The sequence below is a fragment of the Haemophilus sp. HMSC071C11 genome (genome assembly GCF_001837655.1).
Lineage (GTDB): Bacteria > Pseudomonadota > Gammaproteobacteria > Enterobacterales > Pasteurellaceae > Haemophilus > Haemophilus influenzae.
This window is the reverse complement of record NZ_KV833397.1, coordinates 20,875-36,813: the sequence shown is the minus strand read 5'-3', so window position 1 is coordinate 36,813 and position 15,939 is coordinate 20,875. Positions and strand designations below refer to the sequence as shown.

Genomic DNA, 15,939 nt, shown 5'->3' with positions numbered 1-15,939 from the left:
CGCCTTTGCGACTTTCAATTTTCAGGCAATTTGCGTTTGTTTGAGCGTAGCGAGTTCAGCAAATTGCCGTTAAGAAAATTGAAACAAAGCAAAGAGCTGCGATTTAATTGGGGCGTGTTTTCTTTGCCTACTTTCTTTTACACGAGTAAAAGAAAGTAGGTCGCTCATCGAGCGAAATACGATGCAATCCACAAAAAAACAACATAATTGCACAAATCGCAACATTACATTCCCATAATATCACTTTACGCAACCACAAAAAACTTTATAATCCCACCCACAACAAAAATATGCAAACACAACATCATACAATTATCAACCTTACACAATTAAGGACAACAAAATGGCTAACTATTTCAACACATTAAATTTACGTCAAAAATTAGACCAATTAGGTCGTTGTCGTTTTATGGATCGCGAAGAATTTGCAGATGAAGCAAACTTCTTAAAAGGCAAAAAAATCGTTATCGTGGGCTGTGGTGCGCAAGGTTTAAACCAAGGTTTGAATATGCGTGATTCTGGCTTAGATATTAGCTATGCCTTACGCCCTGAAGCAATTGCTGAAAAACGTGCGTCATTCCAACGTGCAACCGAAAATGGTTTTAAAGTGGGTACTTATGAAGAATTAATCCCAACTGCAGATTTAGTCGTAAACTTAACACCAGACAAACAACACTCTAAAGTAGTTGCCGATGTCATGCCTTTAATGAAAAAAGACTCTGCATTTGGTTATTCACACGGTTTCAACATTGTTGAAGTTGGAGAAGAAATCCGTAAAGATATTACGGTTGTGATGGTTGCACCAAAATGTCCAGGTACTGAAGTACGTGAAGAATACAAACGTGGTTTCGGCGTGCCAACATTAATTGCGGTTCACCCTGAAAATGACCCGAAAGGCGAAGGCATGGCGATCGCAAAAGCATGGGCTGCTGCAACTGGCGGTCATAAAGCAGGTGTTTTAGAATCTTCATTCGTGGCAGAAGTAAAATCTGACTTAATGGGTGAGCAAACTATCCTTTGCGGTATGTTACAAGCAGGTTCTATCGTATGTTATGACAAATTAGTGGCAGATGGTAAAGATCCTGCATACGCAGGTAAATTAATCCAATACGGTTGGGAAACCATTACCGAGGCATTAAAACAAGGCGGTATCACATTAATGATGGATCGCTTGTCAAACAGTGCAAAATTACGTGCATTTGAACTAGCTGAACAAATCAAAGAAAGCCTTGGTTTCTTATATTACAAACACATGGATGACATCATTAGCGGTCACTTCTCTGCAACAATGATGGCAGACTGGGCAAATGGCGACAAAGATTTATTCGCATGGCGTGAAGCAACAGGTAAAACAGCCTTTGAAAATGCGCCAAAATATGATGGCAAAATTAGCGAACAAGAATATTTTGATAATGGTGTATTAATGATCGCAATGGTGAAAGCGGGCGTGGAATTAGCTTTTGAAGCAATGGTTGCAAGCGGTATTTATGAAGAATCAGCTTACTACGAATCACTTCACGAATTGCCATTAATTGCGAACACTATCGCACGTAAACGCTTATACGAAATGAACGTGGTAATTTCTGATACTGCAGAATATGGTAACTATTTATTCTCTAACGTAGCGACCCCAATTCTTGCAAAAGAAATTATCCCTAACCTTCAAAAAGGCGATTTGGGCGAGCCAACTCCAGCAGTGGAAGTCGATAACATTACCTTACGCGATGTAAACGATGCAATTCGCAACCACCCTGTTGAATTAATCGGTCAAGAATTACGTGGTTATATGACAGATATGAAACGTATCGCAGTCGCAGGTTAATGTTAAATTGAACTGAATTAAAAACCGACTTTATCAATATAAAGTCGGTTTTTTCATAGATAAAATTAATCATAAAAATGCACGTTAATTACAACATGCATTTTTCTTATTTAAGCATTCATCGACATACAAAGTAAAGTTAATGGATGAATACAAGTCACGTTAGATGACATATCAATTTGCCATTTACAGGTTTGACATTCAGATATAACGTAATCAAATCCACCCTCGTTAATATTATCGAATAGATTTTTACCAATAGATTGTGAAATTTCATAGTTTTCTGATTTAAAACCGTAAGTCCCTGCAATACCACAGCATTGGCTAGGTAACATAATGATTTCTAAACCCGGAATTTTTTTCAACACTTCCAAAGTATAAGGTGCCCAACCTGCTTTATCTACGTGACAGGCAGTGTGATAAGCCACTCTAAGTTTAAGTGGTTTCAACGGTAATGTTTTACCCTCTTTGAAAAGCTGATATAAAAATGGGGTTACCATATGGATATGCGGACGGACTTTGGCGTTATCGATACCTAAAATATGATGGTATTCGTCACGCAGATTAAGTGAACAACTTGATGCCTCACTAATCACATCTATTCCATTTTCATCTACCATTTTTCCAATGTAATCGGTATTGAATTGTGCAATATTACGAGCGCGATTAGGAAAACCGTTTACCATTAATGGTAAGCCACAGCATTTTTCTTTTTCTAATAACATTACCCCAATGTTCATCGCATTGAACACTTTAAGGAATTCTTTGCCAAGCTGTGGATTATTATAATTAACATAACAACCGTGGAAATATGCTACTTTTCGCTCAAATTTTTGTTGGTCTTGTAACGCATTTTTCATATACCAGCTACGGAACGTACCAAACGCATATTTAGGTAAAGTACGTTTCTTACTGATATTAAGGGTTTTTTCCAACATAAATCTGGTGGCTTTCAGACCCGTAATGGTGTTCACAATGGGGGCAAGTGGAGTATTGATTTTCCCCATTACATCTGTGTTACTTAAAATCGCATCACGCAATTTATTCATTAACGGTTTTTTAGACTGCGCTAAGTGATTATTACGTGCACGTACAATTAAATCGCCAATTTTCACATCAGACGGACAAGCCACTTCACAACGTTTACAGTTAGTGCAATATTTAAGTGCTTCATCATAAAGTTCAGCAGATTTTAAGCGTAAACGCTCGCCATCAGGCCCTGATTGTTTTGGCCCTGGATAAAGCGGATTATTACGTGAAACAGGACAAACAGCAGTACAAGCAGTACATTTAATACAGCTTTCAAAACTTTCATCAATATATTTATAGCTTTCAGGCGAATTAAGGGATTGTTTTGCACTATCAATGAGTCGTTGAATATTATTATCCATATTATTCCCCCTTATTTCGCCAAGATTTCATCAGCAACCGCCAAGGCAGTTACAACTGCGACACCCGAACCACAACCAAGCTCAAGGGCATTAAAACCACCAATCACATTACCGACGGCATATAAATTCGTTAAATATTGACCGCACTTTTTCACTTGGCACAGGGCATTAATCGCTACGCCTGCTGATTGATAAGGTTGTGGATGAGCAAAGCGATGAGCAGTCCAAGTGAAACGATCTTTATCGTTAAACCCTTCAACACCGATAATATCGGATTCAAAAACTGGCTCATAAATTTTATCAAATTCGGAAATAAGCCCTTTGCTGAAGAAACTTCCTGACGCCAATACAAAATTATCTGCAGTAATTTCTTCATCTTCGAGCAAGCGAGTGTTGATACAAAGTACTTGATTTCCTTCAAATGTTGCGCTCAATGCACTGTCGCCATTAATCATTAAACCACCAAGGGATTCAAATTTATGACGTAATTGAATACGTTGGCGCATACCAAGTAATGATGGTGGCAGTGTTGGTAATTCAAATAATGCAAGTTTAGTTGCATCACGAAGTGCGGTCATAAATTCTTGGTTTTCTAAACCAAAGCAAGCAGGTAAAAAGACCGCTTCTGCACCTTGTGCTGATTCAATGATTTCTTTAACAAGATCATTGAACGCAAGTTTGTGCTCTAGAAGTTGAGAGATATTTACACTACGGAACTCACGAGCATTTTTGCGAAGTTCATCTAATTGTGGAATATTTAAGAAACCACTCGTTACTTCACAATGTTCAAATTGTGGGTTTAACACTAAATTTGCCGCTAAAAGTTGAGGTTGAAAATCGTGATAACCTTCAATACCAAGCACTGCAATACGTTTATGCGGAAAAGGTTCATTACCTTGCACAGTTGGCACGCTATTTGGCGAAAGCCACGCACCGCGTAAACTGCCTAAGCCTGTTACACGCCAGTGATTTTTTTCCGTAGAACCAATTAAATCAAGATTTAATTCATTGGCTAAACGTTCAAAATCTTGTGCTTTAGCAAGCACTTTCTCTGCACCCAATAAACTATAAGGGTGGGCAGGTAATTCATTGCGAAGTGCGGTAATATTTTCTTTTAAATTTTCTACTGCGCGATTTTCCCCATATGTCGTTGATGGCATACGGCTTAATAAATCTAAAGAGCCAGATGCAAAATCAATGGCCGCTTGACCGTTGTTGATAATCACGCAACGTTTGCCGCATTGTTGAAGGGCGATGCCACAGGTTAAACCCGCCAAACCACCGCCAATAATGGCTACATCAAAATTCATTGCTATCCGTCCCTTGTTGTGCTTGTTCATCAAGCGGTTTCACATCATTTAAACCTAATACACTACCATACATCCAAGAGGTAAATTCGGCTTCGCGAATAGCTTCCCCCCAAGCAATCGGTTCAATACCACGCCAGCGTTCTTCCATAAAGGCGGAAAGTTGAGTAGTTGATTGACGTGGTGTTGCCACTTCAAAACGATTCATTAGTCCTGCGGCACGACACGCACAGAGTTCAGCTTGACAAGTTCCCATTCCAACTCGGGAGCGACGACGTAAATCGACGAGATTATTTACATCCAGTTCATCAATAGCGTAACGAACTTCCCCCGCTGTTACCGCTTCACATTCGCAAACCATTGAACGATCTAAACGTTCTTTTTCAAGCAAACGAGTAGCCCGTGAACCGTGACGATATACGGCAGAATAACGAATAGTACTTGGTAATGAAATGACTTTTTGATTGGTCTCTTGACGACTTTCAGTAGAGCCTGGCAAAGGTTGCTCTGCAGTCACACAACGTGCCGTTTTATTGAGTTTTTTACAAACAAGGTCAGTCGCCCATTCAGCCATTAAACGATAAGTCATTAACTTACCGCCAGTGATAGTAATAAAGCCATCTAAGCCATCACGTTCTGCGTGGTCAAGTAGCACGATACCACGACTCACATTTCGACCTGATGGATCATCATCGCTTGCAACTAATGGTCGCACCCCAGCATAAGCACGTAATACGCGAGTATGACGCAAGCTAGGTGCGAGTTTTTCACCTTCACGGAAAAGAATATCCACTTCCTCTGGTGTTACTTCCATATTATCAATTTGATCATAAGGAATGCGGCTAGATGTTGTTCCGATCACACAAATTGTATCGCCAGGGACGAGAATATCCGCATCAGCAGGTTTACGGCAGCGGTTAATTACAAGTTTATTAATGCGATGACCCATTACGAGTAATGCGCCTTTTGCAGGGAACATTTTAATTTTGAGATCGGCATATTCCGCAATCCCTTGTCCCCAAATACCACCAGCATTTACAACAAGCGGTGCAAAAAATTGGCGTTCTCTGCGATTTTTGTGATCGTACACATTCACGCCAATCACTTTTCCACCTTCACGAATCAAATTTTTTACTTCGCAATAAGTGAACATTTTTGCGCCGTTTTCTGTGGCGTCCATCATATTAGAGGCGGTTAAACGGAATGGGTCAATAGAACCATCTGGCACAACAACAGCGCCCACTAAATCAGGGTTTACAGAAGGCTCCATAATTTTAGCTAAATCAGGATCAATAGCTTGTGCATCAATTCCAGATTTTGCACAGCTCTCAAGGAAGGTTTTTTGATAGTCGAGCGAATCTTCAGGCAAAGTGATAAATAAGCCTTCCGTTTCATCTACGCAATGACGCGCAATTTTGCGCAAAATGCGGTTTTCTTTAATACATTCTTCAGCAGATTCTTGGTCGTTCACGGCGTAACGTGCACCACTGTGTAATAATCCGTGGTTACGTCCTGTGGCTCCTGTCGCAATATCTCGACGTTCCAATAAAATACAATCAATGCCACGAAGTGCGCAATCGCGCACAATACCTGCTCCTGTTGCGCCACCACCGATAATGATCACATCAGTGCTAAGTGACGAAAGATCTCCAACATCTTTATAGATACTAGGCGATAATCCCATTGTTTACCCCCGATTCCCAAAATGTAAGAAAAAATAATATAAAAAGTGTAATCATTGTAGAGAAGTGCGGCAAAATTAACAACATTTTGAGTGTAAAAGAAAGCGATTTTGTGATATTGATCACAATAATTTTCGCATTCGCTCAAACGGTGTAAAGATTTGTGAAACACTTCACATTTTTGATTTTTTTTACTTTCTTATTTTTTTATTTTCTTTTATGATTCGCAAATCCCTTACTGTTTCAAAAGGGTAAATTTAGATGACACATAATTAAAAAGTTGGAGAAAAAATTATGTTTGGACCATTCAAACCCGCTCCGCATATTGCGGAACTTCCAGCGGAAAAAATTGATTCCACGTATAAACGCTTACGTTGGCAAGTGTTTGCAGGGATCTTCTTCGGTTATGCTGCATATTATTTTGTGCGTGCAAACTTTGACTTAGCACAACCTGGTTTAATTCAAGCTGGCTTGTACTCAAAAGCGGAATTAGGTGTTATCGGCTCAGCGGCTGGTCTTGCTTACGGTTTATCAAAATTCGTTATGGCAGGTATGTCTGACCGTTCTAACCCTCGTGTATTCTTACCATTTGGTTTATTGCTCTCTGGTTTATGTATGACCTTAATGGGTTTATTCCCATGGGCAACTTCAGGCATTGCCATTATGTGGGTAATGATCTTCTTAAATGGTTGGTTCCAAGGTATGGGTTGGCCTCCATGTGGTCGTACTATGGTGCATTGGTGGTCTAAATCTGAACGCGGTACTATCGTGTCAATTTGGAATACGGCACATAATATCGGTGGTATGGTGCCTGGTGCAATGGTGTTATTAGCTAGTGCAATTTTCTTCAGTACTCACGGTATTGAAGCGCAGGCGAAAGATGTTTGGCAACAATCATTATACTTCCCTGGTATTGCTGCGATGATCTTTGCAATTCCTGTGTACTTCGTGATGCGTGATACTCCACAATCTTGTGGTTTACCATCAATCGAAAAATGGCGTAATGACTACCCAGATGACTATAACGAAAAAACTTACGAAAACGATTTAACTGCAAAAGAAATCTTCGTAACTTATGTATTAAAAAACAAATTGTTATGGTATATCGCGATTGCTAATGTGTTCGTCTATTTAATCCGCTACGGTGTATTAAAATGGTCTCCAGTTTACTTGAGTGAAGTGAAACACTTCAACATCAAAGGTACTGCATGGGCATACACAATCTATGAATTAGCAGCGGTTCCAGGTACATTATTATGTGGTTGGGTATCAGATAAAGTGTTTAAAGGTAAACGTGGTTTAACTGGTTTCATCTTTATGATCTTAACCACTGCAGCGGTTGTTGCGTACTGGATGAACCCAGCTACACCAGAAGCAGAGCTTGCAAACTACTCAGCTTGGTATGAAAACCCATATCAATTAACTGATTTCGTATTAATGACCTTAATCGGTTTCTTAATCTACGGTCCTGTAATGTTAATCGGTTTACATGCTCTTGAGCTTGCACCGAAAAAAGCAGCAGGTACTGCAGCAGGTTTCACTGGTTTATTCGGTTACTTAGGTGGTACTGTATCAGCTTCAGCAGTTATTGGTTGGGCAGCTCAACATTACGGATGGGACGGTGGTTTCTACGTAATGATCGGCGGTGGCGTATTAGCGGTGTTATTACTCTTAATCGTAATGGTTGAAGAAGGAAAACACAAAGCGAAATTAGGCGATACTTACGGTACTAAATAATTAGCTTAAAAAAGGCGGTGGGCAAATTGCTTAGTCGCCTTTTTTGTAACTAAAATCTAAAAACTCTATAAAAATTTACCGCACTCTTAAGGAGAAAATACTTATGAAACTTAAAACTTTAGCCCTTTCTTTATTAGCAGCTGGCGTACTAGCAGGTTGTAGCAGCCATTCATCAAATATGGCGAATACCCAAATGAAATCAGACAAAATCATTATTGCTCACCGTGGTGCTAGCGGTTATTTACCAGAGCATACGTTAGAATCTAAAGCACTTGCGTTTGCACAACAGGCTGATTATTTAGAGCAAGATTTAGCAATGACTAAGGATGGTCGTTTAGTGGTTATTCACGATCACTTTTTAGATGGCTTGACTGATGTTGCGAAAAAATTCCCACATCGTCATCGTAAAGATGGCCGTTACTATGTCATCGACTTTACCTTAAAAGAAATTCAAAGTTTAGAAATGACAGAAAACTTTGAAACCAAAGATGGCAAACAAGCGCAAGTTTATCCTAATCGTTTCCCTCTTTGGAAATCACATTTTAGAATTCATACCTTTGAAGATGAAATTGAATTTATCCAAGGCTTAGAAAAATCCACTGGCAAAAAAGTAGGGATTTATCCAGAAATCAAAGCACCTTGGTTCCACCATCAAAATGGTAAAGATATTGCTGCTGAAACGCTCAAAGTGTTAAAAAAATATGGCTATGATAAGAAAACCGATATGGTTTACTTACAAACTTTCGATTTTAATGAATTAAAACGTATCAAAACGGAATTACTTCCACAAATGGGAATGGATTTGAAATTAGTTCAATTAATTGCTTATACAGATTGGAAAGAAACACAAGAAAAAGACCCAAAGGGTTATTGGGTAAACTATAATTACGATTGGATGTTTAAACCTGGTGCAATGGCAGAAGTGGTTAAATATGCCGATGGTGTTGGCCCAGGTTGGTATATGTTAGTTAATAAAGAAGAATCCAAACCTGATAATATTGTGTACACTCCGTTGGTAAAAGAACTTGCACAATATAATGTGGAAGTGCATCCTTACACCGTGCGTAAAGATGCACTGCCCGAGTTTTTCACAGACGTAAATCAAATGTATGATGCCTTATTGAATAAATCAGGGGCAACAGGTGTATTTACTGATTTCCCAGATACTGGCGTGGAATTCTTAAAAGGAATAAAATAATTTCTATTATAACCGTAGGTAAGTTTACTTACGGTTATTAATGCCGTCTATGATGAAATTATCTTTTCAATTGAAAAGTGTTTTTCAGAAAGACTTACTATATCCTTAATGAATAGGAACATAATATGAAAACAACGTTAAAAATGACCGCACTTACGGCTCTTTCTGCTCTTGTCTTAGCTGGCTGTGGTGCACACCAAATGAAATCAGAAGAACAAGCAAATATGCAATTACAACAACAAGCTGTTCTTGGCTTAAACTGGATGCAAGATTCTGGCGAATATAAAGCATTAGCTTATCAAGCGTACAATGCGGCAAAAGTTGCATTTGATCACGCAAAAGTGGCAAAAGGTAAGAAAAAAGCGGTTGTGGCTGATTTAGATGAAACTATGTTAGACAACAGCCCTTATGCTGGCTGGCAAGTTCAAAATAACAAACCATTCGATGGTAAAGATTGGACTCGTTGGGTAGACGCACGTCAATCTCGTGCCGTTCCGGGTGCGGTAGAATTTAATAATTATGTAAACAGCCACAAAGGTAAAGTGTTCTACGTAACAAACCGCAAAGACAGCTCTGAAAAAGCAGGCACTATTGATGATATGAAACGCTTAGGTTTCAATGGCGTGGAAGAATCTGCATTTTATTTGAAAAAAGACAAATCAGCTAAAGCGGCTCGTTTTGCAGAAATTGAAAAACAAGGCTATGAAATCGTACTTTATGTAGGCGATAACTTAGATGACTTCGGTAATACCGTATATGGCAAATTAAACGCTGACCGCCGTGCATTCGTTGATCAAAACCAAGGCAAATTTGGTAAAACTTTCATCATGTTACCTAACGCAAACTACGGTGGCTGGGAAGGCGGTTTAGCTGAAGGGTATTTCAAAAAAGATACACAAGGCCAAATCAAAGCTCGTTTAGATGCAGTACAAGCTTGGGATGGCAAATAATTTTCCATTAAAAAGATCGATTTAAATATCGATTCTAAAAATTTAGTTTGGGGGCTAAGCTCAGTTTTTTACTGGCTTAGCCTTTTTAGTTTTTCAGGTTCACTCAAGTAATCATCATTACTACAGGCCGAAGTTTTGTTATGATGTTACAAATCTTTCAAAATAGAAATCTAATTCAATGAAGAAAAATTTTTCGGCAGGAAAATTGCCGTCTAAAGGAAAAAGTGCGGTTAATTTTCACCGCACTTTTAAGCCAAAATCAAAACCTAAAACGTTGTCATTGGATGAAACCAAAGCTGTGTTATTCAATAAACCTTTTGATGTACTCACGCAATTTACCGACGAACAAGGGCGCGCCACTTTAAAAGATTTTATCTCAATTCCAAATGTTTATGCGGCAGGTCGATTAGATAGAGACAGTGAAGGGTTACTGATTTTAACCAATAATGGCGAATTACAACATCGTTTGGCAGATCCAAAATTTAAAACAGAAAAAACTTATTGGGTGCAAGTGGAAGGTATCCCTGAAGAAACCGATTTAGCACAACTCAGAAAGGGTGTAGAACTCAAAGATGGTATGACTAAACAGGCTCAAGTGCGGTTAATTTCAGAGCCAAATTTATGGGAACGCAATCCACCTATCCGAGAACGGAAAAATATTCCCACAAGCTGGTTAGAAATTAAGATTAGTGAAGGGCGCAACCGCCAAGTGCGGAGAATGACTGCGCATATTGGTTTCCCCACTTTACGATTAGTGAGAGTGAGTATGGGCTCATTATCTATTAATGGATTAGAAAATGGCTCATTTAGATTATTATCATTGGATGAAATAAAAGCGTTATTTCAGACCGTCAAATTATAAAAATAGGGCAAGTATTTAGCTTGCCCTAAATTTTTCTCCCATAAATATTGCGCACTGAGTAAATTAGCACTATCCGCAACGCGATGAGCTTGAGCTTGGTCAATATTGAATTGCTCACTTAACCCTCAAGCGGTGCACGCTCGAATATCTGCAACTTGGAAGTTTTTTCTAGGCTATAAATGACGCCTTCGCGCAATGCACCGTCAGAATAGCGCATTTGTTGAATATGAAAAACCTCAAACACTGCACTTAAAATCGCTAAACCGGGTACAAAAACATCCACACGGTCTTGGTTTAAACCGTTAATATTTAGCTCGGTAAAATGCTTGGCTTGTAGTGTTTGTTCAATTAGAGCATTTAATCGCTCGGCTGTAATGGTTCCATTTGGATCGAGATTAGTCGCAATGACTTGCGCAACAGTTTTAATCGTCCCCGATGAGCCGAGCACAGATTGCCAACCTAATTTGCGATATTCAAAGCCTAAATCTTCGATTTTATTGACCGCACTTTGGCGCGCGCGTTGAAAGTTTTCTGGGGAAATGATGCCATCGGTAAAAAAATTGAGTCGCAAAACTCACGCATCCCATATGTCGGCTTTCAGCCATAAGCGGCGTGAAATCATCGCCGATAATCATTTCTGTCGAGCCGCCACCAATATCTATAACAAGCTTTCTGCCTTTTTCTGGCTGAGTATGGCATACGCCAGCGTAGATGGTTTTAGCTTCCGTTTGCCCACTAATAATATTAATGGGATAGGGGAAAACTTTGGCTGCTTGACGTAAAAATTCGTCATTATTCACCGCTCTTCGTAACGTATAAGTGCCAACTACATTGACGTTTTCCATAGGAAAACCTTGTAAACGTTCGGCAAATAAGGCTAAGCAATTCACGCCACGTGTGATAGCCTCTTGATTAAGCACCGCATTTTCATCTAAGCCTTCCGCGAGTTTAACTTTTTGTTTTAAGCGCGAAAGCACTTGGATTGAGCCGTTTACAATACGCGCAACAATCATATGAAAGCTGTTTGAGCCAAGATCAATTGCGGCAATTTCACGTACATTGCCACGATGTTTGGGTTCTAAAATAGCGTCATTCATAACATTCCTAAAATTCAAATTTATAAAGTAAATCAAACACTTGGTTTGTGCTAGAAACGGATTGAAAATAAAGCTGTGGCATTAGGCGATAACGTAATGTAACTTCTGCTAACCCATCAAATAAACCTACGCCATATTTTATTTGTAAGCGATTGGTAATATTGCCACTTACTGTAACCTTAGATTTATCGCCCACGCCAGATGTACCAAGGTTTAAGTCTTGAATACCAAAAACTTCGCCAATACTGCCCACTAATTTACCGCTCTTTGAAATGCCTAAACCAATTAATGCTGCACCAACTGATCCCGTTGAACCCACTTCTCCACTACTTTCTAACGAACGACCTGTTAATAAATAAGAAAGTGCTTGATCTTGTGGTTTGCTTGGTTCACTGAAAATAGTGACTTCTGGGCTATCGGCTATGCCAATCACTCTCACTCCAGCAGTAATTTTGCTGTCTTCCATTGTTTCAGGATTACGAATAGCCTCAATATTCAACGTAGGTTGTGCCGCTTGCCCAGAAAAACTAATAAGCCCTTTACGAATGAGTAAATCTTGTCCGAAAGAAGCATAGCGACCTTTGGTTAAATTGATTTGCCCGAATAAACCTAAATTGCCTTTGTCTTGTTTCACAGAAAGTAAACCATCAAGATTGGTTTTTAAGCCATAGGCATCAAGGCTGACGTCTTTACCAATATTGATGCGTAAATCAGAGCGAATATCCATTCCTGATTTCGTTTTTGCGGCAAATTCACGTTTAATCAGTTCTTCTTTGCTCTTGTGCGGGCCGTTTAAAATCACTTCATCTTCGCTGACTGGCTCAGCAGTATCTGGCAGACTGTCAATTTTAATACGCGCCCAAGGAATATCCACTGTTCCGCTTAAATTCAATTCCTTAGGATTGGCTTTTATCGTGATATCTGGACTGAAACGTAGCTTCGCCATAGATGGAATATCCACGTTGAAATTATTTGCTTGTGCATTCAATTCTGTCGTCCAATGTTCAATATTCGCCCAGTTTGCACGTCCAGTTAAGTTTAAGTGACTATCTACTGTTTCGATTTTCCCTTGCAATGTTGAACGGTTACCATTAAAGCGTAGGGCAATATCGCCATCTGTAATATTGACTGGCATAGATTTCAATTTGGTACGAATATTACGAATATTGAAGTCACCATTTAATAATGGTTTCTCTAAATTCCCGCCGAAACTCAACTTCGAGACTACCTTACCATTCACTGATTCACCGCTAGTAAGTAGCTGATTTGCGATCGACAAGTTTAATCGTTCTATCGCAAGGGTTCCGCCAAGTTGGCGAGTTTTAACAAAATCATTTAAACGAATATCGCCTACAATTCTGCCTTGATTATGCAAATTGATGTCTGTTTTTAAAACCAAATTATTATTTTGAATGTCGGCATTAAGGGTTAATTTTGGAATATCTAATTTAAACGTGCGGTAATCCAATTTTTGAGAGAAAGCTAAATGATTGCCATCTACTTTTGTGCTAAATTGGAATGGTTTATCCGTAAACCAAGCCACATTACCTTGCGCTTGCAAGTTTCCTTTGAGGCTATCTTGTTCGATAAGTTTATTCATTAAATCCAAATTAACACGTTTGAATTGGAAAGGGATATTACCTTGCTTGCCTGCATTGAATGCTTGTGGGAAACATAATTCTATATCTGTGTTTTGCCAGCAATGTGCGGCAATATTGGCTTGTGTTTGTTTGTTATCGTAAGACACCGCAATAGCTTGGTTAGATTTTACATCGCCAATTGGGGTTTCAAATTTTGCTTGGGAAAGTGTGCCTTTCCACTGTTCCAAAGTGCGGTCAAAATGGCCGTTAATTTGTAAATTTGCAGCAACAGGCTCGCCTTGAGATTTTAGGATTAATTTGTGATTTTGTTCATCGCCTGATAAATCAAGATCAAGTAAATGGAGTTTAATATTTTCGCCATAATGAAGTTGTTCTGATTTAATATTCAATTTTCCACTCGAGAGTGGGGTATTGTTTATATGACCTTTTATACTTGCTTTAGCTAACTGAAAACCTTGTAAATGTAAATTGGATGAAGTTAAATCAAGATCAAGATTAGGTGTCGTAATTTGACCAGAAATCGCTACTCGCCCTTTTAAATCTGACCATAAACCACGTAAATTTGGTGCATCTATATCTAGCACAAAATCAGAATGATCATCTAATACGCCACTGGCTTTAAGATAATTTTCGCCATATCTAATCTGTAAATCAGGCACGGTTAGAAGTACATTTTGATTAAGCGTTGCAGAACCTTTCAAGCTAATTGGTTTTGCAGACAATATTCCATTTAAATCAGCTGTAGGCACTTCCACTTGCCAACCTTGAGAGTCCGCAAAACCGCGAGAATGTAATTTACCCGATAATATGGCAGGCATAACTGGAACAAAAAAACCAATATTCATTTTTTCTAAATCGGCTTGAATATCCCAGTTTGCACCATTTTTCCAATTTGCATTACCCACAAATTCACTTTTACCGTCTAATGAAGCTATCCCCAATTTATTTACGGTTATTTCATAAAGTTTGCCGTCGGCATTAAAGTCTACTTGAGATGCGGGAATATAATTCATTCCTGCCACATTGCCCTTAAATTCGGCGTGATAATTCAGTAAATCCCCCGTGAGTTTAAGCGTCACATCATTAATTTTGAGTGGCGTCATTGTGTTTACAAAAGTGTATTGTCCTTTTGCCACGTTTAATGTGAGGTTTAAGGGCATTTTATCTTGTGCTAATTGCACGTTGCCATTCAGTTCAGCATCTAATACGCCTTTTGTTTTCACAGAAAGTGCGGTGGATTTTTTCAATGATCCCGAAAGCGTAAGATCCACATCACTCTCTGGCAGAATTTCTTTTCCAGCGGATTTCAACGGCTCCAAATGGGATTTTAAAGTTAAATCTAGCGGCATATCGCCATCGAGTTGTAATTTACCTTGTGAAGAAAGATTACCCAACGAGCTTTCTACCGCTAATTTTTGTAATTGCAGTTGGTTATCGACGGTATCCGCCTGTGCAATTAAACTAGACATTTCAACAGATTGAAGCGTTTCGTCTTTTTCATTCACTGCTTGATACTGCCAGTTTTTGCCTGAAATTTCAGGAATATGTAAATCAAAAGGAAGAATTATGTCTGATACATTGCCTAAAAAAGCAGGCGTTAAAGATTGCTCAATCGCAGCCCAATCTACAGGTTTATTCGGCTGTTTGGCTTTCAGCTCAGGTTTACCTTCGGGCAATTTTTTTGCAATCACTGAAATATCGTTAATTTCAGTCGGCGCAATAGTTAAGCCTTTTTCATTATTTAAACTTACCGCACTTTTAAAATTTCCAAGCGTAATATTAGTCTGATCAATGTTTACAGATAAATCTTGCACCACCAAATTTTCTGCATTGATACTAATTGGCAAGGAAATACGCTTCATTGAGCCAGACTTTGAATTATCAGGTGCCGATGGAGGCAATAATGCAGTATTAATCGCAATGGTCGGTTTATTTAAGGTGAAGTCTCGTAAACAAACTTCACGTGAAAGCAAACAACCAAAATCGAGCTGTAAACGTGCTTGTGCAATATGTGTCTCAATCCCAGCGGTTTGATAACGAACATTCTTTAACACCAAGCCATTTTGTAATCCGCCTTCAATTTGCTCAACGGAAAAACTATCAAGCATTTTATCGACAAGTTGAATTAAACCTCTTTGCCCCGCATCGAAAGAAAGCACTCCAGCAACACCTAAAACAGGTATAAAAATGACCGCACTTCCGATACAAACAGCCTTGCGTACCCAATGTTTTTTATTAGGTTTCTCAGGTAATTTTGGTGAAGTTTCTGATGGTTGTAGTTGTTCTGTCATA

The 15,939-nt window shown here is 39.0% G+C and carries 9 protein-coding genes and 1 pseudogene; 5 read left to right on the top strand and 5 right to left on the bottom strand.

Features of this window, described 5'->3' with window-relative positions:
* The first annotated feature begins 343 nt into the window (after positions 1–343).
* A complete protein-coding gene (ilvC, locus tag HMPREF2644_RS00295) occupies positions 344–1,822 on the top strand; it encodes a ketol-acid reductoisomerase (protein ID WP_005671921.1) in 1,479 nt (492 codons plus the stop codon).
* 110 nt (positions 1,823–1,932) lie between these two features.
* Here ilvC and glpC read toward each other — a convergent pair whose 3' ends face one another.
* The 3 genes from glpC to glpA are packed head-to-tail and all read right to left on the bottom strand — an operon-like array spanning position 1,933 to position 6,204.
* Positions 1,933–3,213 carry an anaerobic glycerol-3-phosphate dehydrogenase subunit GlpC gene (gene glpC, locus HMPREF2644_RS00290; RefSeq protein ID WP_005658423.1) on the bottom strand — a complete coding sequence of 427 codons (1,281 nt, stop codon included), beginning with the start codon at positions 3,211–3,213 and terminating at the stop codon, positions 1,933–1,935.
* Between the two features lie 11 nt (positions 3,214–3,224).
* Positions 3,225–4,523: a glycerol-3-phosphate dehydrogenase subunit GlpB gene (gene glpB / locus HMPREF2644_RS00285; protein ID WP_005658424.1), complete on the bottom strand. Its 1,299-nt coding sequence runs from the start codon at positions 4,521–4,523 to the stop codon at positions 3,225–3,227.
* Complete coding sequence (glpA, locus tag HMPREF2644_RS00280; protein ID WP_005658425.1) at positions 4,513–6,204, bottom strand: anaerobic glycerol-3-phosphate dehydrogenase subunit A; 1,692 nt, start codon at positions 6,202–6,204, stop codon at positions 4,513–4,515. Before glpA ends, glpB begins: the two co-directional genes overlap by 11 nt.
* 292 nt (positions 6,205–6,496) lie before the next feature.
* On the opposite strand from glpA, the gene glpT reads away from it, so the two are divergent.
* The 4 genes from glpT (at position 6,497) to HMPREF2644_RS00260 (ending at position 10,949) form a co-directional block, all read left to right on the top strand.
* Complete coding sequence (gene glpT / locus HMPREF2644_RS00275; protein WP_005650782.1) at positions 6,497–7,939, top strand: glycerol-3-phosphate transporter; 1,443 nt, start codon at positions 6,497–6,499, stop codon at positions 7,937–7,939.
* A 103-nt stretch (positions 7,940–8,042) separates the two neighbouring features.
* On the top strand, positions 8,043–9,137 hold the full coding sequence (gene glpQ / locus HMPREF2644_RS00270; RefSeq protein WP_005661229.1) for a glycerophosphodiester phosphodiesterase: 1,095 nt from the start codon (positions 8,043–8,045) through the stop codon (positions 9,135–9,137).
* A 125-nt stretch (positions 9,138–9,262) separates the two neighbouring features.
* Entirely contained in the window at positions 9,263–10,087 is an 825-nt protein-coding gene (hel, locus tag HMPREF2644_RS00265; protein ID WP_011272171.1) for a lipoprotein e(P4), read from the top strand.
* Positions 10,088–10,265: 178 nt separating this feature from the next.
* Positions 10,266–10,949: an rRNA large subunit pseudouridine synthase E gene (locus tag HMPREF2644_RS00260; protein WP_038440417.1), complete on the top strand. Its 684-nt coding sequence runs from the start codon at positions 10,266–10,268 to the stop codon at positions 10,947–10,949.
* 44 nt (positions 10,950–10,993) lie between these two features.
* Here the strand turns inward: HMPREF2644_RS00260 and ppx are convergent.
* A pseudogene (gene ppx / locus HMPREF2644_RS00255) lies at positions 10,994–12,046 on the bottom strand (exopolyphosphatase); the annotation flags it as partial.
* Between the two features lie 7 nt (positions 12,047–12,053).
* Positions 12,054–15,938 (bottom strand): autotransporter assembly complex protein TamB, encoded by a 3,885-nt coding sequence (locus HMPREF2644_RS00250; RefSeq protein WP_011272173.1) that lies wholly within the window; start codon positions 15,936–15,938, stop codon positions 12,054–12,056.
* Position 15,939 lies beyond the last annotated feature (1 nt).

Coding starts and splice junctions, on each gene's coding strand:
- ilvC (WP_005671921.1), top strand. CDS start 344: ATGGCTAACTATTTCAACACATTAAATTTACGTCAAAAATTAGACCAA.
- glpC (WP_005658423.1), bottom strand. CDS start 3,213: ATGGATAATAATATTCAACGACTCATTGATAGTGCAAAACAATCCCTT.
- glpB (WP_005658424.1), bottom strand. CDS start 4,523: ATGAATTTTGATGTAGCCATTATTGGCGGTGGTTTGGCGGGTTTAACC.
- glpA (WP_005658425.1), bottom strand. CDS start 6,204: ATGGGATTATCGCCTAGTATCTATAAAGATGTTGGAGATCTTTCGTCA.
- glpT (WP_005650782.1), top strand. CDS start 6,497: ATGTTTGGACCATTCAAACCCGCTCCGCATATTGCGGAACTTCCAGCG.
- glpQ (WP_005661229.1), top strand. CDS start 8,043: ATGAAACTTAAAACTTTAGCCCTTTCTTTATTAGCAGCTGGCGTACTA.
- hel (WP_011272171.1), top strand. CDS start 9,263: ATGAAAACAACGTTAAAAATGACCGCACTTACGGCTCTTTCTGCTCTT.
- HMPREF2644_RS00260 (WP_038440417.1), top strand. CDS start 10,266: ATGAAGAAAAATTTTTCGGCAGGAAAATTGCCGTCTAAAGGAAAAAGT.
- HMPREF2644_RS00250 (WP_011272173.1), bottom strand. CDS start 15,938: ATGACAGAACAACTACAACCATCAGAAACTTCACCAAAATTACCTGAG.